The sequence below is a fragment of the Rheinheimera sp. NSM genome, from assembly GCF_052380015.1.
Lineage (GTDB): Bacteria > Pseudomonadota > Gammaproteobacteria > Enterobacterales > Alteromonadaceae > Alishewanella.
This window is the reverse complement of the sequence record NZ_JBQTCI010000006.1, coordinates 176,398-193,159: the sequence shown is the minus strand read 5'-3', so window position 1 is coordinate 193,159 and position 16,762 is coordinate 176,398. Positions and strand designations below refer to the sequence as shown.

At 52.5% G+C, this 16,762-nt stretch carries 17 protein-coding genes; 13 read left to right on the top strand and 4 right to left on the bottom strand.

The window, feature by feature from the left end; all coding sequences use genetic code 11:
* Positions 1–148 precede the first annotated feature (148 nt).
* Positions 149–637 (top strand): phosphohistidine phosphatase SixA, encoded by a 489-nt coding sequence (gene sixA / locus ACTZWV_RS16710; RefSeq protein ID WP_444787629.1) that lies wholly within the window; start codon positions 149–151, stop codon positions 635–637.
* A 2-nt stretch (positions 638–639) separates the two neighbouring features.
* Here sixA and smrB read toward each other — a convergent pair whose 3' ends face one another.
* Positions 640–1,182, bottom strand: a complete 543-nt coding sequence (smrB, locus tag ACTZWV_RS16705; protein ID WP_444787628.1) for an endonuclease SmrB — start codon at positions 1,180–1,182, stop codon at positions 640–642.
* Between the two features lie 53 nt (positions 1,183–1,235).
* On the opposite strand from smrB, the gene prmB reads away from it, so the two are divergent.
* From prmB to ACTZWV_RS16690, 3 genes are read left to right on the top strand one after another with little or no spacing between them, the layout of a single operon-like run.
* Positions 1,236–2,186 (top strand): 50S ribosomal protein L3 N(5)-glutamine methyltransferase, encoded by a 951-nt coding sequence (prmB, locus tag ACTZWV_RS16700; RefSeq protein ID WP_444787627.1) that lies wholly within the window; start codon positions 1,236–1,238, stop codon positions 2,184–2,186.
* Positions 2,187–2,229: 43 nt separating this feature from the next.
* Positions 2,230–3,333: a chorismate synthase gene (gene aroC, locus ACTZWV_RS16695; RefSeq protein WP_444787626.1), complete on the top strand. Its 1,104-nt coding sequence runs from the start codon at positions 2,230–2,232 to the stop codon at positions 3,331–3,333.
* 8 nt (positions 3,334–3,341) lie between these two features.
* The gene (locus tag ACTZWV_RS16690) at positions 3,342–4,499 is read left to right on the top strand and encodes an MFS transporter (protein ID WP_444787625.1); all 1,158 of its coding nucleotides are present in this window, start codon (positions 3,342–3,344) and stop codon (positions 4,497–4,499) included.
* A gap of 2 nt (positions 4,500–4,501) precedes the next feature.
* Here the strand turns inward: ACTZWV_RS16690 and ACTZWV_RS16685 are convergent, their stop codons facing one another.
* Complete coding sequence (locus ACTZWV_RS16685) at positions 4,502–5,179, bottom strand: TorF family putative porin (protein ID WP_444787624.1); 678 nt, start codon at positions 5,177–5,179, stop codon at positions 4,502–4,504.
* A gap of 35 nt (positions 5,180–5,214) precedes the next feature.
* Positions 5,215–7,332, bottom strand: a complete 2,118-nt coding sequence (locus ACTZWV_RS16680) for a methyl-accepting chemotaxis protein (RefSeq protein ID WP_444787623.1) — start codon at positions 7,330–7,332, stop codon at positions 5,215–5,217.
* A 194-nt stretch (positions 7,333–7,526) separates the two neighbouring features.
* Between ACTZWV_RS16680 and ACTZWV_RS16675 the strand changes: the two genes are divergently transcribed.
* From ACTZWV_RS16675 to ACTZWV_RS16645, 7 genes are all read left to right on the top strand, one after another.
* Positions 7,527–8,657 (top strand): ATP-NAD kinase family protein, encoded by a 1,131-nt coding sequence (locus ACTZWV_RS16675; RefSeq protein ID WP_444787622.1) that lies wholly within the window; start codon positions 7,527–7,529, stop codon positions 8,655–8,657.
* A gap of 1 nt (position 8,658) precedes the next feature.
* Entirely contained in the window at positions 8,659–8,949 is a 291-nt protein-coding gene (locus tag ACTZWV_RS16670; RefSeq protein WP_444787621.1) for a YfcL family protein, read from the top strand.
* A gap of 103 nt (positions 8,950–9,052) precedes the next feature.
* The gene (locus ACTZWV_RS16665) at positions 9,053–9,670 is read left to right on the top strand and encodes an FKBP-type peptidyl-prolyl cis-trans isomerase (protein ID WP_444787620.1); all 618 of its coding nucleotides are present in this window, start codon (positions 9,053–9,055) and stop codon (positions 9,668–9,670) included.
* Positions 9,671–9,795: 125 nt separating this feature from the next.
* Positions 9,796–10,263: a GNAT family N-acetyltransferase gene (locus tag ACTZWV_RS16660; RefSeq protein ID WP_444787619.1), complete on the top strand. Its 468-nt coding sequence runs from the start codon at positions 9,796–9,798 to the stop codon at positions 10,261–10,263.
* Between the two features lie 340 nt (positions 10,264–10,603).
* Positions 10,604–11,212, top strand: a complete 609-nt coding sequence (locus ACTZWV_RS16655; protein WP_444787618.1) for a GyrI-like domain-containing protein — start codon at positions 10,604–10,606, stop codon at positions 11,210–11,212.
* A gap of 203 nt (positions 11,213–11,415) precedes the next feature.
* Positions 11,416–11,727, top strand: a complete 312-nt coding sequence (locus ACTZWV_RS16650; RefSeq protein WP_444787617.1) for an ArsR/SmtB family transcription factor — start codon at positions 11,416–11,418, stop codon at positions 11,725–11,727.
* Positions 11,728–11,759: 32 nt separating this feature from the next.
* Positions 11,760–12,815, top strand: coding sequence for an alkene reductase (locus tag ACTZWV_RS16645; protein ID WP_444787616.1), 1,056 nt, complete (start codon positions 11,760–11,762; stop codon positions 12,813–12,815).
* A gap of 127 nt (positions 12,816–12,942) precedes the next feature.
* Here the strand turns inward: ACTZWV_RS16645 and dsbB are convergent, their stop codons facing one another.
* Positions 12,943–13,479 carry a disulfide bond formation protein DsbB gene (gene dsbB / locus ACTZWV_RS16640; protein ID WP_444787615.1) on the bottom strand — a complete coding sequence of 179 codons (537 nt, stop codon included), beginning with the start codon at positions 13,477–13,479 and terminating at the stop codon, positions 12,943–12,945.
* Positions 13,480–13,652: 173 nt separating this feature from the next.
* On the opposite strand from dsbB, the gene fadR reads away from it, so the two are divergent.
* Together fadR and ACTZWV_RS16630 are read left to right on the top strand one after the other, a co-directional pair.
* Complete coding sequence (fadR, locus tag ACTZWV_RS16635; RefSeq protein WP_305551311.1) at positions 13,653–14,369, top strand: fatty acid metabolism transcriptional regulator FadR; 717 nt, start codon at positions 13,653–13,655, stop codon at positions 14,367–14,369.
* Positions 14,370–14,508: 139 nt separating this feature from the next.
* Positions 14,509–16,749, top strand: a complete 2,241-nt coding sequence (locus ACTZWV_RS16630) for an aminotransferase class V-fold PLP-dependent enzyme (protein ID WP_444787614.1) — start codon at positions 14,509–14,511, stop codon at positions 16,747–16,749.
* Positions 16,750–16,762 lie beyond the last annotated feature (13 nt).

The following is a 16,762-nucleotide window of genomic DNA, read 5'->3' as shown; positions in this document are numbered from 1 at the left end:
TAAGTAATAAACAGCTTATGTGTTATGCGTTATTGGCAGTTACTCTTAGCGGCAACTTTCATTATCATAGCGCACAATTTTTACCCGGCGTAATGTTATCTGCCCACATCAGTTAACAGGGAAGCTTGAGCAGTATGGTGTTAATTAAATGGTAAATCTCGTTATCATGCGTCACGGTGAAGCGGAGCCGATGTCAGCACAGGACAGTCAGCGTCAGCTTACCGCCAGAGGCCGGCATGAAGTAAACCAGATGGCGCTGTGGCTGCAACAACACTATGCCGCTTTCGACCAGGTATGGGTAAGTCCCTATTTGCGTACCCGGCAAACGGCTGAGCTAATGTTAGCCAGGCAAGCGCCGTTTAGCCAGCTGGAGATTATGTCTGAGCTGGTGCCGGACGGCGATGCCGCCTTATTTAAGTCTTATTTTGATGCCCGCATCAGTGAAAAACCGGATGCCAGGGTGCTGTTGGTTTCGCATATGCCATTGGTAAGTTTTCTGGTGGAAGCCTTCACTGTGCCTGGCCAGGCGCCGGTGTTCAGCACAGCGCAGTTGGCGTGTATCGACTACCGGCCACAGCAGGGCGGCCGTTTGCTGGAGCGGTTATCACCGCAAGAGTTGGCCCTGCTGAGCTTTTAACCTCAGCCGGCTGTTTTAAGCAATAACAATAGGGCGCCGTGCTTGCCCCAGCTTTTCGGCGCGGTATGAAACGCCCGCACATTCGGGTGCTGAATAAGCCAGTTAGGCACTTTTTTCGCCAAAATGCCCAGGCCTTTACCATGCACTACACAAGCGCAGTTAAATTGCTGCTTTTCGCAATAAGCCAGTAAGCCGGCTAATTCAACTTTCGCCTCTTGAGTAGTCATACCGTGTAAGTCCAGCACCACTGCCGGTTGCACTTCGCCACGGCGCAAGCGCCCGGCCAAATGCGGATCGTCGCCGCTTTGTACCCAGCTCAGGCTGCTGCCTTGCGGCAGATAACCTTCGAATTCATCCGAGAACCAGAACAAATTTTCATCAAGCTGTTTGCTTGAGACGTCTGTACGTCTTTTTTTCTTGCGGGGGGGCGCAACTGGCGGTATCTTGTCCTGCGCAATAGGCCGTGCGCCCGTTATCGACTGGCGAAACAGCTGGCTGTCTTCGGCACTGATGCCGGTTGATGCTACACTAACTTTCTTTTGCATGGCGCAAGTCTACTTAAACTGACCGGTTATTACAAAAAGAGCTTAAATCCATCATGTCCGACACTGGCGAAAATCTGTTTACCCCACAACTGATCAGCGATGCCCTCGCTGAACTCTTTACTGTACATGACTGGCTGCGGTTTGCTGTTAGCAAACTGAACCAGGCGCAGGTGTATCTTGGCCATGGCACGGATAACCCGTGGGATGAAGCGGCGGCGTTACTGTGTCATGTGCTGCATTTACCGCCGCTAACCGATGAAAAATTGTTTACGGTAAGGCTAACCCACAGCGAGCGGCAGGATTTTATCAGCTTGTTGCAACAGCGCATTGAGCAGCGCCTGCCGGCTGCCTATTTAACCCATCAGGCCTATTTTGCCGGTCTGCCGTTTTATGTTGATGAGCGTGTACTGGTGCCGCGCTCGCCTATTGCTGAACTGATCGGCGCTAAATTTATTCGTCAACTGGGCGGCAAAACCCCGCAGCATATTCTGGATTTATGCACCGGCTCCGGCTGTATTGCTATTGCCTGTGCTTATGCGTTTGAAAACGCCGAAGTTGACGCCGTGGATATCAGCGAAGATGCGTTGGAAGTGGCACAGCTGAACATTGAAAGCCATGGTCTGGAACACCGTGTATTTCCGATCTTATCAGACGGCTACAGCGCCTTGGCCGGCGCGCAGTATGACTTAATCGTGACCAACCCGCCGTACGTGGATGCCGAAGATATGGCCGATTTACCGGACGAATATCGCCACGAGCCTGAGCTGGGCTTAGCCTCCGGCGACGATGGCCTGGCACTGACACGGCGTATTTTACGCGAAGCGGCAAGCCATTTAACCGATGGTGGTGTGCTGGTATGTGAAGTAGGTAACAGCATGCTGCAACTGCAGCAGGATTTCCCGGATGTGGCGTTTGACTGGCTGGAATTTGAGCACGGTGGTTTGGGCGTTTTTGCCCTTAGTAAAGCCGAACTTGAGCGCTGTCAGCATTTATTTAACGACTAGCTGTCAGCATTTATTTAACGACTAAAGGTATTAAGGAGTAGCTATGGCCGGTAACAGCATAGGGCAATTGTTTAAAGTCACCACTTTTGGCGAAAGCCATGGCCCGGCCATTGGTGGTATTGTTGATGGTTGCCCGCCCGGCATGGCCTTAACCGCTGACGATTTACAGCTGGACTTAGACCGGCGTAAACCCGGCACGTCGCGTTACACCACGGCGCGGCGCGAAGAAGATGCGGTAAAAATTCTGTCCGGGGTGTTTGAAAATACCACTACCGGTGCCAGCATAGGCTTGCTGATTGAAAACACCGATCAGCGCTCACAGGACTACTCTGAGATTAAAGAGCAGTTTCGCCCGGGCCATGCTGATTACACCTACTGGCATAAATTTGGCATTCGCGATTACCGTGGTGGTGGCCGCTCATCGGCGCGCGAAACTGCCGTGCGGGTAGCCGCCGGTGCCATTGCCAAAAAATACCTGTTTGAGCAATGCGGCATTGAAATTCGCGGTTATTTAGCCCAGTTAGGCCCGGTAAAAACGGAGCTGGTCAGCTGGGATGAAGTGCATAATAATCCGTTTTTCTGCCCGGATCCGTCTAAGCTGGAAGCGCTGGATGCGTATATGCGTCAGCTGAAAAAAGACGGCGACTCTGTCGGTGCGCGGGTAAATGTGGTGGCAAGCAATATGCCGGTAGGCTGGGGCGAGCCGGTGTTTGACCGGCTGGACGCCGATATTGCCCATGCCATGATGAGCATTAACGCGGTAAAAGCGGTAGAAATCGGCGACGGTTTTGCTGTGGTGGAACAGCGCGGTTCAACTCACCGCGATGAATTAACGCCGCAGGGTTTCAGCGCTAACCATGCCGGCGGCGTGTTAGGCGGAATTTCGTCCGGTCAGGATTTACTGGTCAGTATCGCGCTTAAGCCCACCTCCAGTATCAGTATCCCGGGTAAAAGCATTAATACCCGCGGCGAAGTGATAGATATCGTTACCAAAGGCCGGCACGATCCCTGTGTTGGTATTCGCGCAGTGCCCATTGCTGAAGCCATGCTGGCAATAGTACTAATGGATCATTACCTGCGCCACCGCGCGCAAAATATGCATGTGCAGGTCAGCACGCCTGATATTGCCCGCAACAGCAGAGATTAACCCGCCCTATGTTTAGTGTTTCTGCCCGGCCAGCCTTAGTGCTGGCTTATTTCACTTATTTTGGTGTGCTGGGCATCTTTGTGCCGTATTTCGGCTTGTTTCTCGATGGCCGCGGCTTAAACTCGGCCGATATCGGCCTGCTGCTGGCCATTGTTACCGCCAGCCGTATTGTCGGGCCCTCGGTGTGGGCTCTGGTAGCAGAGCGCAGCGGTAAGCCGCTTACGGTAATGCGTGTTGGCGCGCTGCTGGCGGCTATTGGCTGGTTAAGCAGCTTTGCCGATTACGGCTTCTGGCCGCTGCTTTATGGTTTTGCCTTGTTCAGTTTTTTCTGGACCGCCATTTTGCCGCAGCTAGAAGTGTCGGCATTCGCGTTTTTAAATGACGATACCCAAGCCTACGGCCGCATACGCACTGCCGGCAGTGTCGGTTATATTGTATTGGTTATGCTCGGTGGCTGGCTGTTTGAGCGCTATGGCAGCGAATTTTTGCCGTTATCGGCGCTGCTGTTTTTACTGTTGTTGTTAGCCAGTTTATTTTTACTGCCCAAGGTAACAGTAAGCGCTGAACTGAGCAGTGAAACAGTGTCGTTTAGTAAGTTGATTAAAAACAGCGTATTGCTGCGCTTTATGCTGGCGGCTTTATTATTGCAAATGAGCTTCGCGCCGTTTTATGGCTTTTTTACCCTGTACAGCCGTGATCTGGGTTACAGCGGCACGCAAACCGGGTTGTTTATCGGCCTGGCAGTAGCCGCCGAAATCGTGGCGTTTTATTTTGCCGGCAGCTTAATGCGCAACCGCAGCTACCGCACACTGTTAACGGTGTGCTACGGCTTAACCGTGCTGCGTTGGTACCTGCTGGCTACAGTGGCCGATAATGTCTGGCTGCTGTGTTTCAGCATGTTGCTGCACGCCGGCAGTTTTGCTATTGCCCACAGCTGTGCCATGCAGTTTATTCAGCAGTTTTTCCCGAAAAAACTACGCAGCCGCGGCCAGGCCATGTACGCCGGGGTGATCTTTGGCGGTGGCGGTGCCATTGGCGCATATTTTTCCGGTGTGTTATGGCAAAACGGCGACGGCGCGGCCTTAACTTTCAGCATTGCCGCGCTGCTGGCGCTGGCGGCAACCTTGCTGGCACTGACTTTGCCGGGCCTTAAACGGCCGGTATAGCCTTACCAGTTGAAGGTTTTACTGACGCTAAGCAGTAATGCCGCATCGCCCCAGCGCTGTTTCAGGCTGGTATCATGATAGCCAAAGGCGATATCCAAACCGCGGTACTGTGTTTGCAACATTAGTTGCCAGTGTTCAAAGCTGCTGTCGCCTTCCCAGTTGTATTTGTCGGTATCGGTTGAGGTAGAGCGGTCTACACCTAATAACAACGACCAATTATCACTGAGCGTTATGGTTTTGTTCAGCATAATGACATAGTGGCCGCCGCCGAAACCGAAGTAATCGTAGCTGTACCACAGGTTAAGGTTAAAACCAGCGTAGGCCAGCTTTAAATACAGCTCGGGGAAGTTTAGTTTGTCGCTGTCGCTCATACCATGGTAGGTATATTGGGCAAAACCGGCATCAATACCCAGGCCGTTTGCCAGTTCTGTGTAGTAGCCGATATAGGCATCCCATTCCAGTTTGGTACCTTCACCAAAATCAACGTTTGATGCCCAACTGCCGGCATAAAAGCCGTTACCGGCGTCCCAGTTTATGCCGGGTTGCAATGCCGGGTTTTTATCGGTTTGGCTAACGCCGTTAAACAAATAGTTGCTGGCCCCGGTCAGGGTAAAGCTCCAGCTGCTGTCGGCCACTGCATTACCGCTTAGCAGTAATAATGACAGAATAAATTTATGCATTGCCGGCTCCTCTGTGGTTTAGTCGCAGTAATGGCTTAGTCACAGCGTAGTTTGCTTAACTGACCATCGATACGGGCGGTAACCGTGTCAATAGCATTGCTGATCTGCAGGTTTTGCTGCGCCAGGGTTTCCAACTCGCGTGTGGCGTCACCAATGGCGGTGATATTACGGTTAATTTCTTCACTAACCTGGTTTTGTTGCTCTGCCGCGGCTGCCACCTGAAAAGCATTATCGGCGATGGTCGACATACCGGCCGTAGCGTGTGATAGCTTGTCGTAGGCGACTTCGGCTTCGGTTACGGTTTTATCTACGCTGGCGGTACTGACACTGATTTGCGCCACGGTGTCCTTCACCTGACGTTGCAGGCCGTCAATCAGCTTTTTAATTTGATCGGTTGAACTGTGGGTGCGGGCTGCCAGCGAACGTACTTCGTCTGCTACCACCGCAAAACCGCGGCCTTGCTCGCCGGCACGGGCGGCTTCTATGGCGGCATTTAATGCCAGTAAATTGGTTTGCTCGGCAATGGCCTGGATCACTTCAGTGATCTGGTTAATTTCCTGGCTGCTGCTGGCAACGGCCGCCACTTTCTGGCTGCTGCTGTCAAAGTCCCGTGCTACGCCTTTAAATTCCTCCACGGTGTTTTGCAACAGGCGGTTGGCTTCATCCAGTGCCGCTATCGACTCCTGGGCACCGCTGGCGGTGCTGCTGGCCAGGTTGGCTACTTCATTGGCGGTGGCGCTCATCTGGTGCATGGCTGTTACCACATTTTGAATTTCGCTGGCTTGTACGGTCGTCGACTGGCTGGTTTGATCAATAGTATTAACCAGCTGCCGGCTTTGTTGTTGTAACTCGCCGGAAGCGCCTTTTAACGAGCGGATCATGTCGCGCAGTTTGGCGGCAAAGGCATTAAAACCGTCGGCCATCAAATTCAGTTCACTGTGGCTGTTGGCAGAGAGCTGCACGGTTAGATCGCCCTCGGCGCCGGCCAGTTGGTGCATCAGTTTGCTCATACTGCCGATGGGCCGCGTGGCGGCATTTAGCCAAATGGCCAGCAGTGCCATCACTGCCAGCAGCAACAGCACGCCAAAGCCAACCATAGTCAGGGTGGTACTGCGACCATCTGCGGCCAGTTGCGCCGACAACTCGTCGGCCGCTTGCAGTGCCAGTGCTTTGGGCACGGCTATGACACTAAACCACTCTGAGCCGGAAGCCTCGATACGGATCGGGCTTTTTATTATCAGCTGTTGTTCAAATTCAAATACATCGCTGCCGGCTTGCTGCAAACGCTGATATAACGCATTATCCAGTGCAGGCATGGCGCTGCCGATTCTATCGGCAAAACGGTTGCTGGCCAGTAGCATGCCGCGGCCGGTTAACAGGTACAGTTCGGCTTTGCCGTTATACAAGGTGCCGGCTTGCTGCATCAGGCCCTGCTGCAGCACCGGCAGGTTCATATCTACCCCGGCTACACCGCGAAACCGGCCATTGCTTACTACCGGATACACCAGCGAGGTAAGCAGCGCACTGTTGCCAGGCTCAATTTCAAAGATGTAGGGCTCCATCAGGCAGGGTTTAAGCGTATCGCGGCTGCACAGGTACCATTCGGCTTCGCGCAAGCCCAGCTCGTTGCGCTTATCCAGATACTTAATGCCCGGGTCTTCTGTTTGAATAAACTTCAGGCCTGAGGCTTCACGGATCCAATACACCTCCAGGGTACCGTCTTTTGAGCTATGCGGATTGGCAGCATCAAATTCGCTGTCGCGGTTATCATAGCCGTTTACTTCGTATTGGGTGTAAATAGAAGATATGCCGGGATTGGCTTGCAGCAAATGGCCGGCTAATGCCTGCACCTGCTCACGGTTGTAAGGTGTTTGGCCACTGCCGTGGGCGGTATTGGCCATCAGGCTGGCGAGGTTTTTAGCCACATCGTAGTTACGGTTCAGCAGGGCGGCCGTTTCCAGCGCGGTAATGCGGGCTTCTGCCGCTAAAATAGTTTGCGCTGTTTGTCCCAGCGACTGGCGCACATTGTTAACCGCAGACTCGCTGGAGCTGCTCATCGAGTACCAGCCTATCAGTGTCATACTGCCGATACTGATGGCGATTAATAGCGCTACCCCGGCAGTTAGTTTAAATCTTAGGGAATTCAATAACATCGCTTTACCTCTGATAGAAAAACTGTTTTACCGGTTATGTTAATCAGTAAAGCTGACAGGTGAAGCTTATGCAATTTTGTGGTTGAAATACCGCCGCTTTAACGCAGTTTCTTACCGCGAGGCAGTTGCAGGGCTGGGAAAGCCCGGGGGAAGGCATTACAATAGCGGCCATTTTTGCGGTAAGGAATGGCAGTATGGCAAATCTGTTCCGGCTTGGGTTGATCATTAACCCGCTGGCCGGCCTGGGTGGCAGCGTGGGTTTAAAAGGCTCCGATGGCCAGGCTGAACAAGCCCTGGCGCTGGGCGCTACGCCCCAAGCCATGAACCGTGCCCAAACGGCGCTGACAGAATTGCTGGCGCAGCGCGGGCAGTTTGAAGTGTTTACCGTAGCCGGTGATATGGGCGAGACTGTCTGTGCCCAGCTAGGCTTGCAGCATCAGCTGCTGTACCGGGCCGCGACCACCCCCTCTACGCCACAAGATACCGAAACCGCTGCCAAACTGTTGGCAGAGCATGGCGTTGATTTACTGCTGTTTGCCGGTGGTGATGGCACAGCGCGTAATATCTGCGCCGTGGTAGGTGAGCAAACAACAGTGCTGGGTATTCCTGCCGGGGTAAAAATTCACTCCGGTGTGTATGCTATATCGCCGCAGGCGGCCGGTAAGCTGGTAGCGAAGTTAATAGCCGGTGAGCTGGTGTCGCTGGCAGAAGCGGCGGTAATGGATATCGACGAACAGGCATTTCGCGACGGTGTGGTTAAAGCGCGCCGCTTTGGTGAAATGCGCATTCCGGCGCAATTGCGTTATGTGCAAAGCGTAAAAATGGCCGGGCGCGAGTCAGAAGAGCTGGTACTGGCCGATTTAGCCGCTTATGTTGCCGTACAAATGGAAGACAACGTGCGCTACGTAATGGGCTCCGGCTCTACCGTGGCGGCGGTGATGAGTGAGCTGGGGCTGGATAACACCCTGCTGGGCGTAGATGTGGTCGAAAACGGCCAACTGATTGCCAAAGATGTTACCGCCGCGCAATTGCTTGAATTGGTACAGGGTTACCCCAGCAAATTGGTGATCACCTTAATTGGCGGCCAGGGCCATGTGTTTGGCCGCGGTAATCAGCAGTTATCGCCGGCGGTGATCCGTGCGGTGGGCCGCGACAACATTATATTGCTGGCCGGCAAAGCCAAACTGCAACAACTGAACGGCCGGCCGTTACTGGCCGACACCGGCGACAGCGCGCTGGATAAACAACTTACCGGGTTAATCAATATAGTCACCGGCTACAACGACTACGTAATGTACCGTTTAGGTTATGACGACGAGGAATAATATGACAGCAGTATCAGTACCGGACAGCTTTATCGACGCCGTGGCCGGCTTATTTGATGCCTTAGTGCCGGTAGCCACCGATGATGAATTGTTCGCTTCGGGCTATTTACGCGGCCATTTCGATTTAGCCGTCGGCACTTTGGAAGTTGCCGCTGAGCCGTTTACCGCCGCCGATGTGGTCGCACAGGTTAACTGCACCCTGACGCAAGCCATTGAAAATGGTGAGCTGGGCGAGCAAGATCAGCAACACGTTAATGCCATCTGGTTGCGGGTGCAGCAACTGGCCGCCTGAGTTGGCAAGACATTCGCGCGTTTTTGCGCTAGCATAAGCGCACTTTTAACCAGAAGCGATGGGGAACGCAACACCATTCGCTTCGTCAGCATAAGTGGAACTCATGTCAGATAAATACACAACGCTTGAACAGCACGCCAGCTATGGTATTGGTTTACAAATGGGCCAGCAACTGGCCGACAACCCGTTTGACGGTTTAGATATTGATGCCGTTGCTGCCGGTGTTATCGCGGCCTATACCGAACAAGAGCCTGCGGTAACCGACGAGCAAATCCGTGCAGCCTTTGGCGTGATCAGCGAGCGCATGCAAGCCGAGCAGGCTGAAAAAGCCGAATTATTAGCCGGTGCCGGCGAAGCCTTCCTGGCAGAAAACGCTAAGCGTGCTGAAGTTACCGTAACCGCATCAGGCCTGCAGTACGAAGTGCTGGTTGCCGCTGAAGGTGAAAAACCATCACGCGACTCAACCGTGCGTACGCACTATCACGGTACCTTAATTGACGGCACTGTGTTTGACAGCTCTTATCAGCGCGGCGAGCCGGCAGAATTCCCGGTATCAGGTGTTATCGCCGGCTGGACAGAAGCGCTGCAGCTGATGTCACCGGGTGCTAAGTTACGTTTATATATTCCGCACAACCTGGCCTACGGCGAGCGCGGTGCCGGTAACGCTATAGCGCCGTTCAGTGCACTGATTTTCGACGTAGAACTGTTAGCTATCCTGTAACAGCAGCTGCTAAGTTAACTAAAGCCCTGCATTGCAGGGCTTTATTGTTTTATAGTTGTGCAAAACATCCGGCATAACATACTGTGCAGTAAGCATGTAGCGTAGCCGGCAATAACAGGTGAACTATGTACCAGATCCGTTCTTATCAACCAGGCGAAGAGCCGCTGCTGCGCGAGCTGTTTTACAACACTGTGCACAATGTCAATCAGCGCGATTACACGTCAGAGCAGCGCGATGCCTGGGCGCCACAGCGTTACGACGCCAATGTTTGGGCGGCACGCCTGGCGCAAAGCGAGCCTGTTGTTGCTCTGCACAATAATGAGATTGTCGGCTTTGCCGATGTGCAAAGTGATGGCTATATCGACTTTTTCTTTTGCCACCAGGCGTATCAGGGCAAGGGTGTGGGCAAAGCCTTAATGAAACACCTGTTAAAAACCGGCAAACGCTACGGCGTAAAACGCTTCTATGCCGATGTCAGTATTACCGCTAAGCCGTTTTTTCAACACTACGGTTTTGAGGTGCTAAGGCAGCAACAAAAAGAAGTGCGCGGCGTGGTACTGACGAACTTTTTAATGGAAAAACGCCAAGGGTAAGCATTGCACTAGCCGTTATTCGGCGCAATGCCATATTCCGTTTGACAATACCCCGCTCGGTTTTATAAGTTCATAATTTATAAGGTTATTGCTTGGTTAAAGGGCATTTTTATAAACAGGGTGGCAGGATGCTACGCTGATTTGAGCGAAGACTGCCTCAGTGAAGTAAAAGACCTGCAGTTTGGCCGCTACTTGCTGCATGATTTAGAGCCACAGTACAGCCAGCGGAAGATAACGGCATAGGCGAGGGCGGCTTAGCTCCTGCTGCCAGCATCAAGAATTTCGAGTTCCAATTCGCAACTGTTTGTTGAAACAACGTATGCCATAATCGGAGGAAACCGTGCTAAAAATTGACCTCAAAAAGGAGTTAAAGCATCTCTACAAACCATCCGCGAAGGAAGTAGTTCAGGTTGAGGTTCCTACGTTTCAGTTTCTGATGATCGATGGCCAAGGTGATCCCAACGGGTCTCAAGCTTACGCTGATGCTGTGGAAGCTTTATTCTCAGTTTCTTATACGGCTAAGTTTATGATGAAAAAGAATGCGCAAGGCGTGGACTACGCAGTGATGCCACTCGAAGGGCTTTGGTGGTCAGATGATATGTCCTCTTTTATCAGCAACGACAGGTCGAAGTGGCAGTGGACAATGATGATTATGCAGCCCGATTTTGTCGGGGCAGCAGTCATTGACGCGGCCATAGCAGAGGTTAAGCGAAAGAAGTCGCTGCCGGCAGTGAATGACCTCAGGTTAGAACATTTTACTGAAGGGCGCTGCAGCCAGATACTTCATATAGGTCCTTTTAGCGAAGAAGGACCTACCATACAGCGGGTTCATCAATATATTGTTCAGCACTCTGGCCTTACCGGCAAACACCATGAAGTATACCTGAGTGATATTCGACGGGCTGATCCGGCTAACTGGAAGACCATTATTCGTCAGCCTATGAAGTGATTACCAATATCTGCAGATGTTGTCACTACGCTGACAAAGCTCGTTTTTCAGCACACTTAATAACCAGGCTGGATTTGAGCAACTGGAATGATTATTGGCGTTTTACAAATCCCGATTTACTTTAAACCCCGCCCTTGAAATGCCGTTGCATTAACCCTATATATCGTTCTATCGCGATATTTAAATTTAACGATGAATGACAAATGACACTGACCCCAAAACAGCTGGACGACATTATTAAGGCGCTGGCGCATCCGGTGCGGCGTGACATTTTGCACTGGCTGAAAACGCCGGAGCAGTATTTTGCTGATCAGGAGCATCCGCTTAGCCTGGGTGTTTGCGCCGGCAAAATAGAGCGGCAAACCGGCTTGTCGCAAAGTACGGTATCGGCGCATTTGGCTACCTTGCAGCGTGCCGGTGTGATAAGCAGCCAAAAAGTGGGGCAGTGGCATTTTTTTAAACGTAATGATGAGCTTATCGGCCAATTTTTATCGCAGATAAGCCACGAGCTTTAACGCCTTCTTTTATTAACGCACAGGACAACACTATGCCAACCTTATTCGATCCTATTCAAATTGGTGATTTACAGTTAGCCAACCGCATTATTATGGCGCCGTTAACCCGCTGCAGGGCCAGTGCGGGCAGGGTGCCTAATGATTTAATGGTGGAGTATTACACCCAACGCGCCGGTGCCGGGCTTATTTTAACCGAGGCTACCTCGGTAACCCCGATGGGCGTGGGTTACCCCGATACGCCGGGTATTTGGTCTGACGAGCAAGTGGCCGGCTGGCGCAAAATAACGGCTGCGGTGCACCAGGCCGGTGGCCGCATTATGCTGCAGCTGTGGCATGTGGGCCGCATCTCCGATCCGCATTATTTAGATGGCCAGCTGCCGGTGGCGCCCAGTGCTATAGCGGCAGAGGGCCACGTTAGTTTAATGCGGCCGAAAAAAGCCTATGTTACGCCGCGCGCGCTGGAAAGCGACGAAATTGCCGGTATTGTCGAAGCCTACCGTTTGGGCGCAGAGAATGCGAAAAAGGCCGGTTTTGACGGTGTGGAAATTCACGGCGCTAATGGCTATTTGCTTGACCAGTTTTTGCAGGACAGCACTAATAAACGTACCGACAACTACGGTGGCAGCATTGAAAACCGTGCCCGCTTAATGCTGGAAGTCACTGATGCGGTGGTATCGGTTTGGGGCGCCGGCCGTGTAGGTATGCATTTAGCACCGCGCGCCGATGCGCACACTATGGGCGACTCGCACCGTGCCGATACCTTTGGCTATGTGGCGCAGCAACTGGGTAAGCGCGGTATTGCTTTTATTTGTGCCCGTGAAGCCCGGGGTGACGATAGCCTGGGCCCGCAACTGAAGCAGCAGTTTGGTGGGGTGTATATTGCCAATGAAAAATTCACTAAAGCCTCTGCTGAGGCGGCGCTGGCCGCGGGCACGGCGGATGCGGTAGCCTTTGGTATACCTTATATTGCTAACCCGGATTTGGTGCAGCGTTTTGCCAAAGATGCGCCGTTAAATACGCCTAAACCAGAGCTGTTTTATGCCAGCGGGGCAGAGGGCTATACCGATTATCCAAATCTTAGCCAATAGGTATTGAATACCAACTAATATGAGAATCGACTTGCCCTAAGCCAACCGTTGAAGGCATGGATGCCTGAGTCGAGCCCCCATGGATGGGTTCACGGCGCGTTGGCGTGGGCAAGCCGGTTCGTGTTTATTAGCCCCGATATGGGTTATTGCTGATGCGGGCAAACTGCGACAGCAACAGTATTGCCGCTACAACGGCATAAGCCCACAGCGCAACCGCACTCCAAAACGCCATACTTTGACCAAAAAACTGCCAACTGGTATCGCCACAGCTACCGGTAGGCTCAAACACCGCCGGTAACCATTTATCCAGCGGTAACCATGTCGGAAACTCAGCAAAGAGGGCACAACTGAAAAAACCGCCTTCAGCCAGCAATTGTTCTATCTCAAGCAGTTCGTGCGCCTGCATGATGCCAAATATTGCTGCCGCCAACATGCCGGCCAGCGCAACAGTGCGCAGCAGAGTATTTTTTGCGGTAAGCAAGCCAATAATGCCGGCCAGCAAGACACCGGCAAAGGCAGTGCGGACATAGATGCACTTAATGCAGGGCTGCATATTCAAACCGTACTGAAAATACAGTGCTGTGCCAAGCAAGGCCAGGCAAGACAGTACCACCAGGCCCCAACCCCAAGACTGCATAGATAAACGTTTGATTCTTTGAAGCATTTTATATCCTTCTGACGGGAGTTTTTTATCTGCCAGCGTTAATCTACGGCATTTGCTGTTAATGTACAATCGGGCTGAGCGGCAGCGCTATTTTAGGGCGGTGACTTGTTAACTGGCAGCGCTCTGGTACAATCAGTCCAAATTTTTTTGACCAAGAAGACGGACAGATCCGCATGACTAATCTGATTAAAGCGCAAAGCCCTGCCGGGTTTGCTGAAGAGTATATAGTTGACTCTATCTGGAACGGTAAATTTGCCCCAGGGTCTATTTTGCCTGCAGAGCGCGAACTGTCTGAGTTAATCGGTGTTACCCGCACCACCTTGCGTGAAGTATTACAGCGTTTGGCCCGTGATGGCTGGCTGACTATTCAGCACGGTAAACCAACCAAAGTGAACAACTTTTGGGAAACCTCGGGTTTAAATATTCTGGAAACCCTGGCGCGGTTGGATGAAGATCAAATGCCGAAACTGGTAGATGATTTATTGTCGGCCCGTACTAATATCAGCGCCATTTATATTCGCGGTGCGATAAAAAACCATTCACCCCAGGTGATCGAGCTGTTTGCCGGGGCAGAAGCGCTGGAAGATACGCCGGAAGCTTTTGCCGAGTTTGATTACAACCTGAACCATGAACTGGCACGTTACTCAGAAAATCGCATTTATGTGCTGATTTTAAACGGCTTTCGTGGTTTGTATAACAAGATTGCACGGTTTTACTTCTCGCACCCTAAGGCGCGTGAATTGGCGCGTAAGTATTATCACCAGATTAAACTCTATGCTGAGAACGGCAAGTTTGACGAAGTGGTATTGGCGGTGCGTAAGTACGGTAAAGAAAGTGGTTTGGTGTGGTCAGAGTTACGGCCGCAAATTCCGAAAGATTTGGTTGAATAACCTGCTGTAAACAAACCGCCTTCGGGCGGTTTGTTGTTTCCGGTCGTTGAGCAAGGCGCCGCGGCCTTGAGCTTAGTCGTATTGCCGGTTATTATTGCGAGGAATAAGATATTCTTTTGAGTTATAACGGGAGCCGGTAATGTCCAGCCAGTCGCATCGCGAAATTTACCTCGATAATAATGCTACTACCCCGGTGTTACCGGTAGCGGCAGAGGCCGCCATGCATACTATGCAGCGCGGTTTTGGTAATCCCAGCAGCAGCCATGCAACCGGTATTAAAGCCAAGGCTGAACTGGAACGCACGCGCGCGCTGGCCCGGCAGCTTATCGGCGCCGACACCGGTGATATAGTGTTTACCTCCGGTGCTACCGAAGGTATTCAAACCTCTATTGTGTCGGCGTTATTAGCCGCGCGTGAACGCGGCCTTAGCGGCGCGGATACCCTGCTGTTATATGGTGCTACAGAGCACAAAGCCGTACCCGAAAGCCTGAAACACTGGAACAAGGTGTTGCAGCTTAACGCCACGGTGCAGGCTATTCCGGTGGATCAGCATGGCCAACTCGATTACAACTTTATCAAAACGGCCCTGCCACAGGCGGCAATGATTTGCACCATGGCCGCGAACAATGAAACCGGCGTGAAGCAGGATTTATGGGCGCTGGAGCAGCTGATCCGCAGTGTTAACCCGCACGTATACTGGATGGTAGATTGCGTACAGGCGCTGGGCAAAATGGCATTGCATATTGCTACCACCAGCATTGATTACGCGCCTTTCAGCGGGCATAAACTGTATGCACCCAAAGGCGTGGGGTTTTTATATGTGCGTAAAAACGCGCCTTATCAGCCGTTTATTGCCGGTGGCGGCCAGGAAAGCGGCTTGCGCTCCGGCACAGAAAACCTGCCGGGCATAGCGGCGCTACATGCGGTGTTTACTGAACTGGCCAAAACCACCGGTTCGGCGTTTCAGCGCGAAGAGGTATTGTGGCAATACCGGCATGACTTGCTGGCGGCGTTAACGCAGGTATTTCCGGGCTTGGTGCTGAACAGCGATGTGCCGCATGTGGTGCCCACTACGATTAACTTCTCGGTGCCCGGCTTTTACAGCAAAGATATTATGGACTTATTTGACGCCGCCGGTATTCGTGTCAGCTCCGGCTCGGCCTGCAGCTCTAAAGTGCCCAGCAGCTTTGTGCTGGATGCAATGGGGTTGGAGAGCTGGCGCTCGCAGGGCGCTATCCGGCTGTCTTTTGGCCCGGCGATGACAGCGGCAGAATGCCACCAGGCCTGTGAGGCCATCCGTGCACTGGCTGCTGTGGTGTCAAAGCACTGTTTGGTGTTAACCGATGCTACGCCCACGCTGGAAATTCATGCCCGCGGTTTGTTGCAATTAAAGCACGAAGCATTGTGCAGCTATGTGCTGATTTGCCCGCACAGCCGTGAAGCGGTGGTCATTGACCCGGTATTGCCACTGGCCGGCCGTATTGCCAATATTATTCAGGGCCAGGGCTTAGCGCTTAAAGCCGTGCTGGATACGCATTTGCATCGCGACCATGTATCGGCGCGACAGGAGCTGTTGGTGTTGCTGGGTAACCCTTGCGGCCAAACACCTTGTGATGTGTTGGGCTGGCCACAGCACAGCGAGGCTGTGGCTTGTGGCCAATACCGGCTGACAAAGCTGGCAACGCCCGGCCATACGCCGGAGGCGGTAAGCATTTTGCTACAGCGGCAACAGCAATTAGTCGCGGTGTTTAGCGGCGATGTATTGCTGCCGGGCGGGGTTGGCCGTACCGATTTAGCCGGTGGTGATATAGCCGCTCTGGCCGGCAGCATTCGCTTGTTGGCGGCTAATATCAATGCCGATACGCTGATCTTGTCCAGCCATGATTATGCCCAGCGCTTTTTTACTCATCTGACATTGGCGCAACAAGAACAACCCTTGTTGCAGGCCTTGCTGCAAAACCGCGCCGACAGTGATTGGCAACCACAACTGCAGCAGCAGGCGATTACGTTACAGCAGCAACATCAGCATCTGTGCGGCTTGGTGGCAGTGAGTTTATCTGATGCCACCGATGTTATAGCGCCGGAGCAACTGGCAGCTTTTATGCAACAGTGGCCGCAGTTACATATCGTAGATGTGCGCGAGCCGCACGAACAAAGCGCCGGTGCATTAACACAGTACCTGGCGCAGCCTTATCCGGTATTGGAAATTCCGCTGTCTAAACTGGCCGATGCTTTGCTCAATCAGTTATTGCAACCGGCACAACCGCTGTTGCTGGTGTGCCGCTCCGGTAACCGCAGTTTGGTGGCCTGTAAAGTGCTGGGCCGGATGGGTTTTAGCAAGGTGTTTAATCTTAAAGGCGGTACAGCGCTGCTAAAGTAACTGACAACGTAAT

Excerpts from the sequence above, each read along its gene's own strand:
- ACTZWV_RS16690 (WP_444787625.1), top strand. The coding sequence starts at position 3,342 with ATGTTTAGTGTTTCTGCCCGGCCAGCCTTAGTGCTGGCTTATTTCACT.
- ACTZWV_RS16650 (WP_444787617.1), top strand. The coding sequence starts at position 11,416 with ATGACACTGACCCCAAAACAGCTGGACGACATTATTAAGGCGCTGGCG.
- ACTZWV_RS16630 (WP_444787614.1), top strand. The coding sequence starts at position 14,509 with ATGTCCAGCCAGTCGCATCGCGAAATTTACCTCGATAATAATGCTACT.
- sixA (WP_444787629.1), top strand. The coding sequence starts at position 149 with ATGGTAAATCTCGTTATCATGCGTCACGGTGAAGCGGAGCCGATGTCA.
- ACTZWV_RS16645 (WP_444787616.1), top strand. The coding sequence starts at position 11,760 with ATGCCAACCTTATTCGATCCTATTCAAATTGGTGATTTACAGTTAGCC.
- prmB (WP_444787627.1), top strand. The coding sequence starts at position 1,236 with ATGTCCGACACTGGCGAAAATCTGTTTACCCCACAACTGATCAGCGAT.
- ACTZWV_RS16665 (WP_444787620.1), top strand. The coding sequence starts at position 9,053 with ATGTCAGATAAATACACAACGCTTGAACAGCACGCCAGCTATGGTATT.
- dsbB (WP_444787615.1), bottom strand. The coding sequence starts at position 13,479 with ATGCTTCAAAGAATCAAACGTTTATCTATGCAGTCTTGGGGTTGGGGC.
- smrB (WP_444787628.1), bottom strand. The coding sequence starts at position 1,182 with ATGCAAAAGAAAGTTAGTGTAGCATCAACCGGCATCAGTGCCGAAGAC.
- ACTZWV_RS16685 (WP_444787624.1), bottom strand. The coding sequence starts at position 5,179 with ATGCATAAATTTATTCTGTCATTATTACTGCTAAGCGGTAATGCAGTG.
- aroC (WP_444787626.1), top strand. The coding sequence starts at position 2,230 with ATGGCCGGTAACAGCATAGGGCAATTGTTTAAAGTCACCACTTTTGGC.
- ACTZWV_RS16675 (WP_444787622.1), top strand. The coding sequence starts at position 7,527 with ATGGCAAATCTGTTCCGGCTTGGGTTGATCATTAACCCGCTGGCCGGC.
- ACTZWV_RS16670 (WP_444787621.1), top strand. The coding sequence starts at position 8,659 with ATGACAGCAGTATCAGTACCGGACAGCTTTATCGACGCCGTGGCCGGC.
- fadR (WP_305551311.1), top strand. The coding sequence starts at position 13,653 with ATGACTAATCTGATTAAAGCGCAAAGCCCTGCCGGGTTTGCTGAAGAG.
- ACTZWV_RS16680 (WP_444787623.1), bottom strand. The coding sequence starts at position 7,332 with ATGTTATTGAATTCCCTAAGATTTAAACTAACTGCCGGGGTAGCGCTA.
- ACTZWV_RS16660 (WP_444787619.1), top strand. The coding sequence starts at position 9,796 with ATGTACCAGATCCGTTCTTATCAACCAGGCGAAGAGCCGCTGCTGCGC.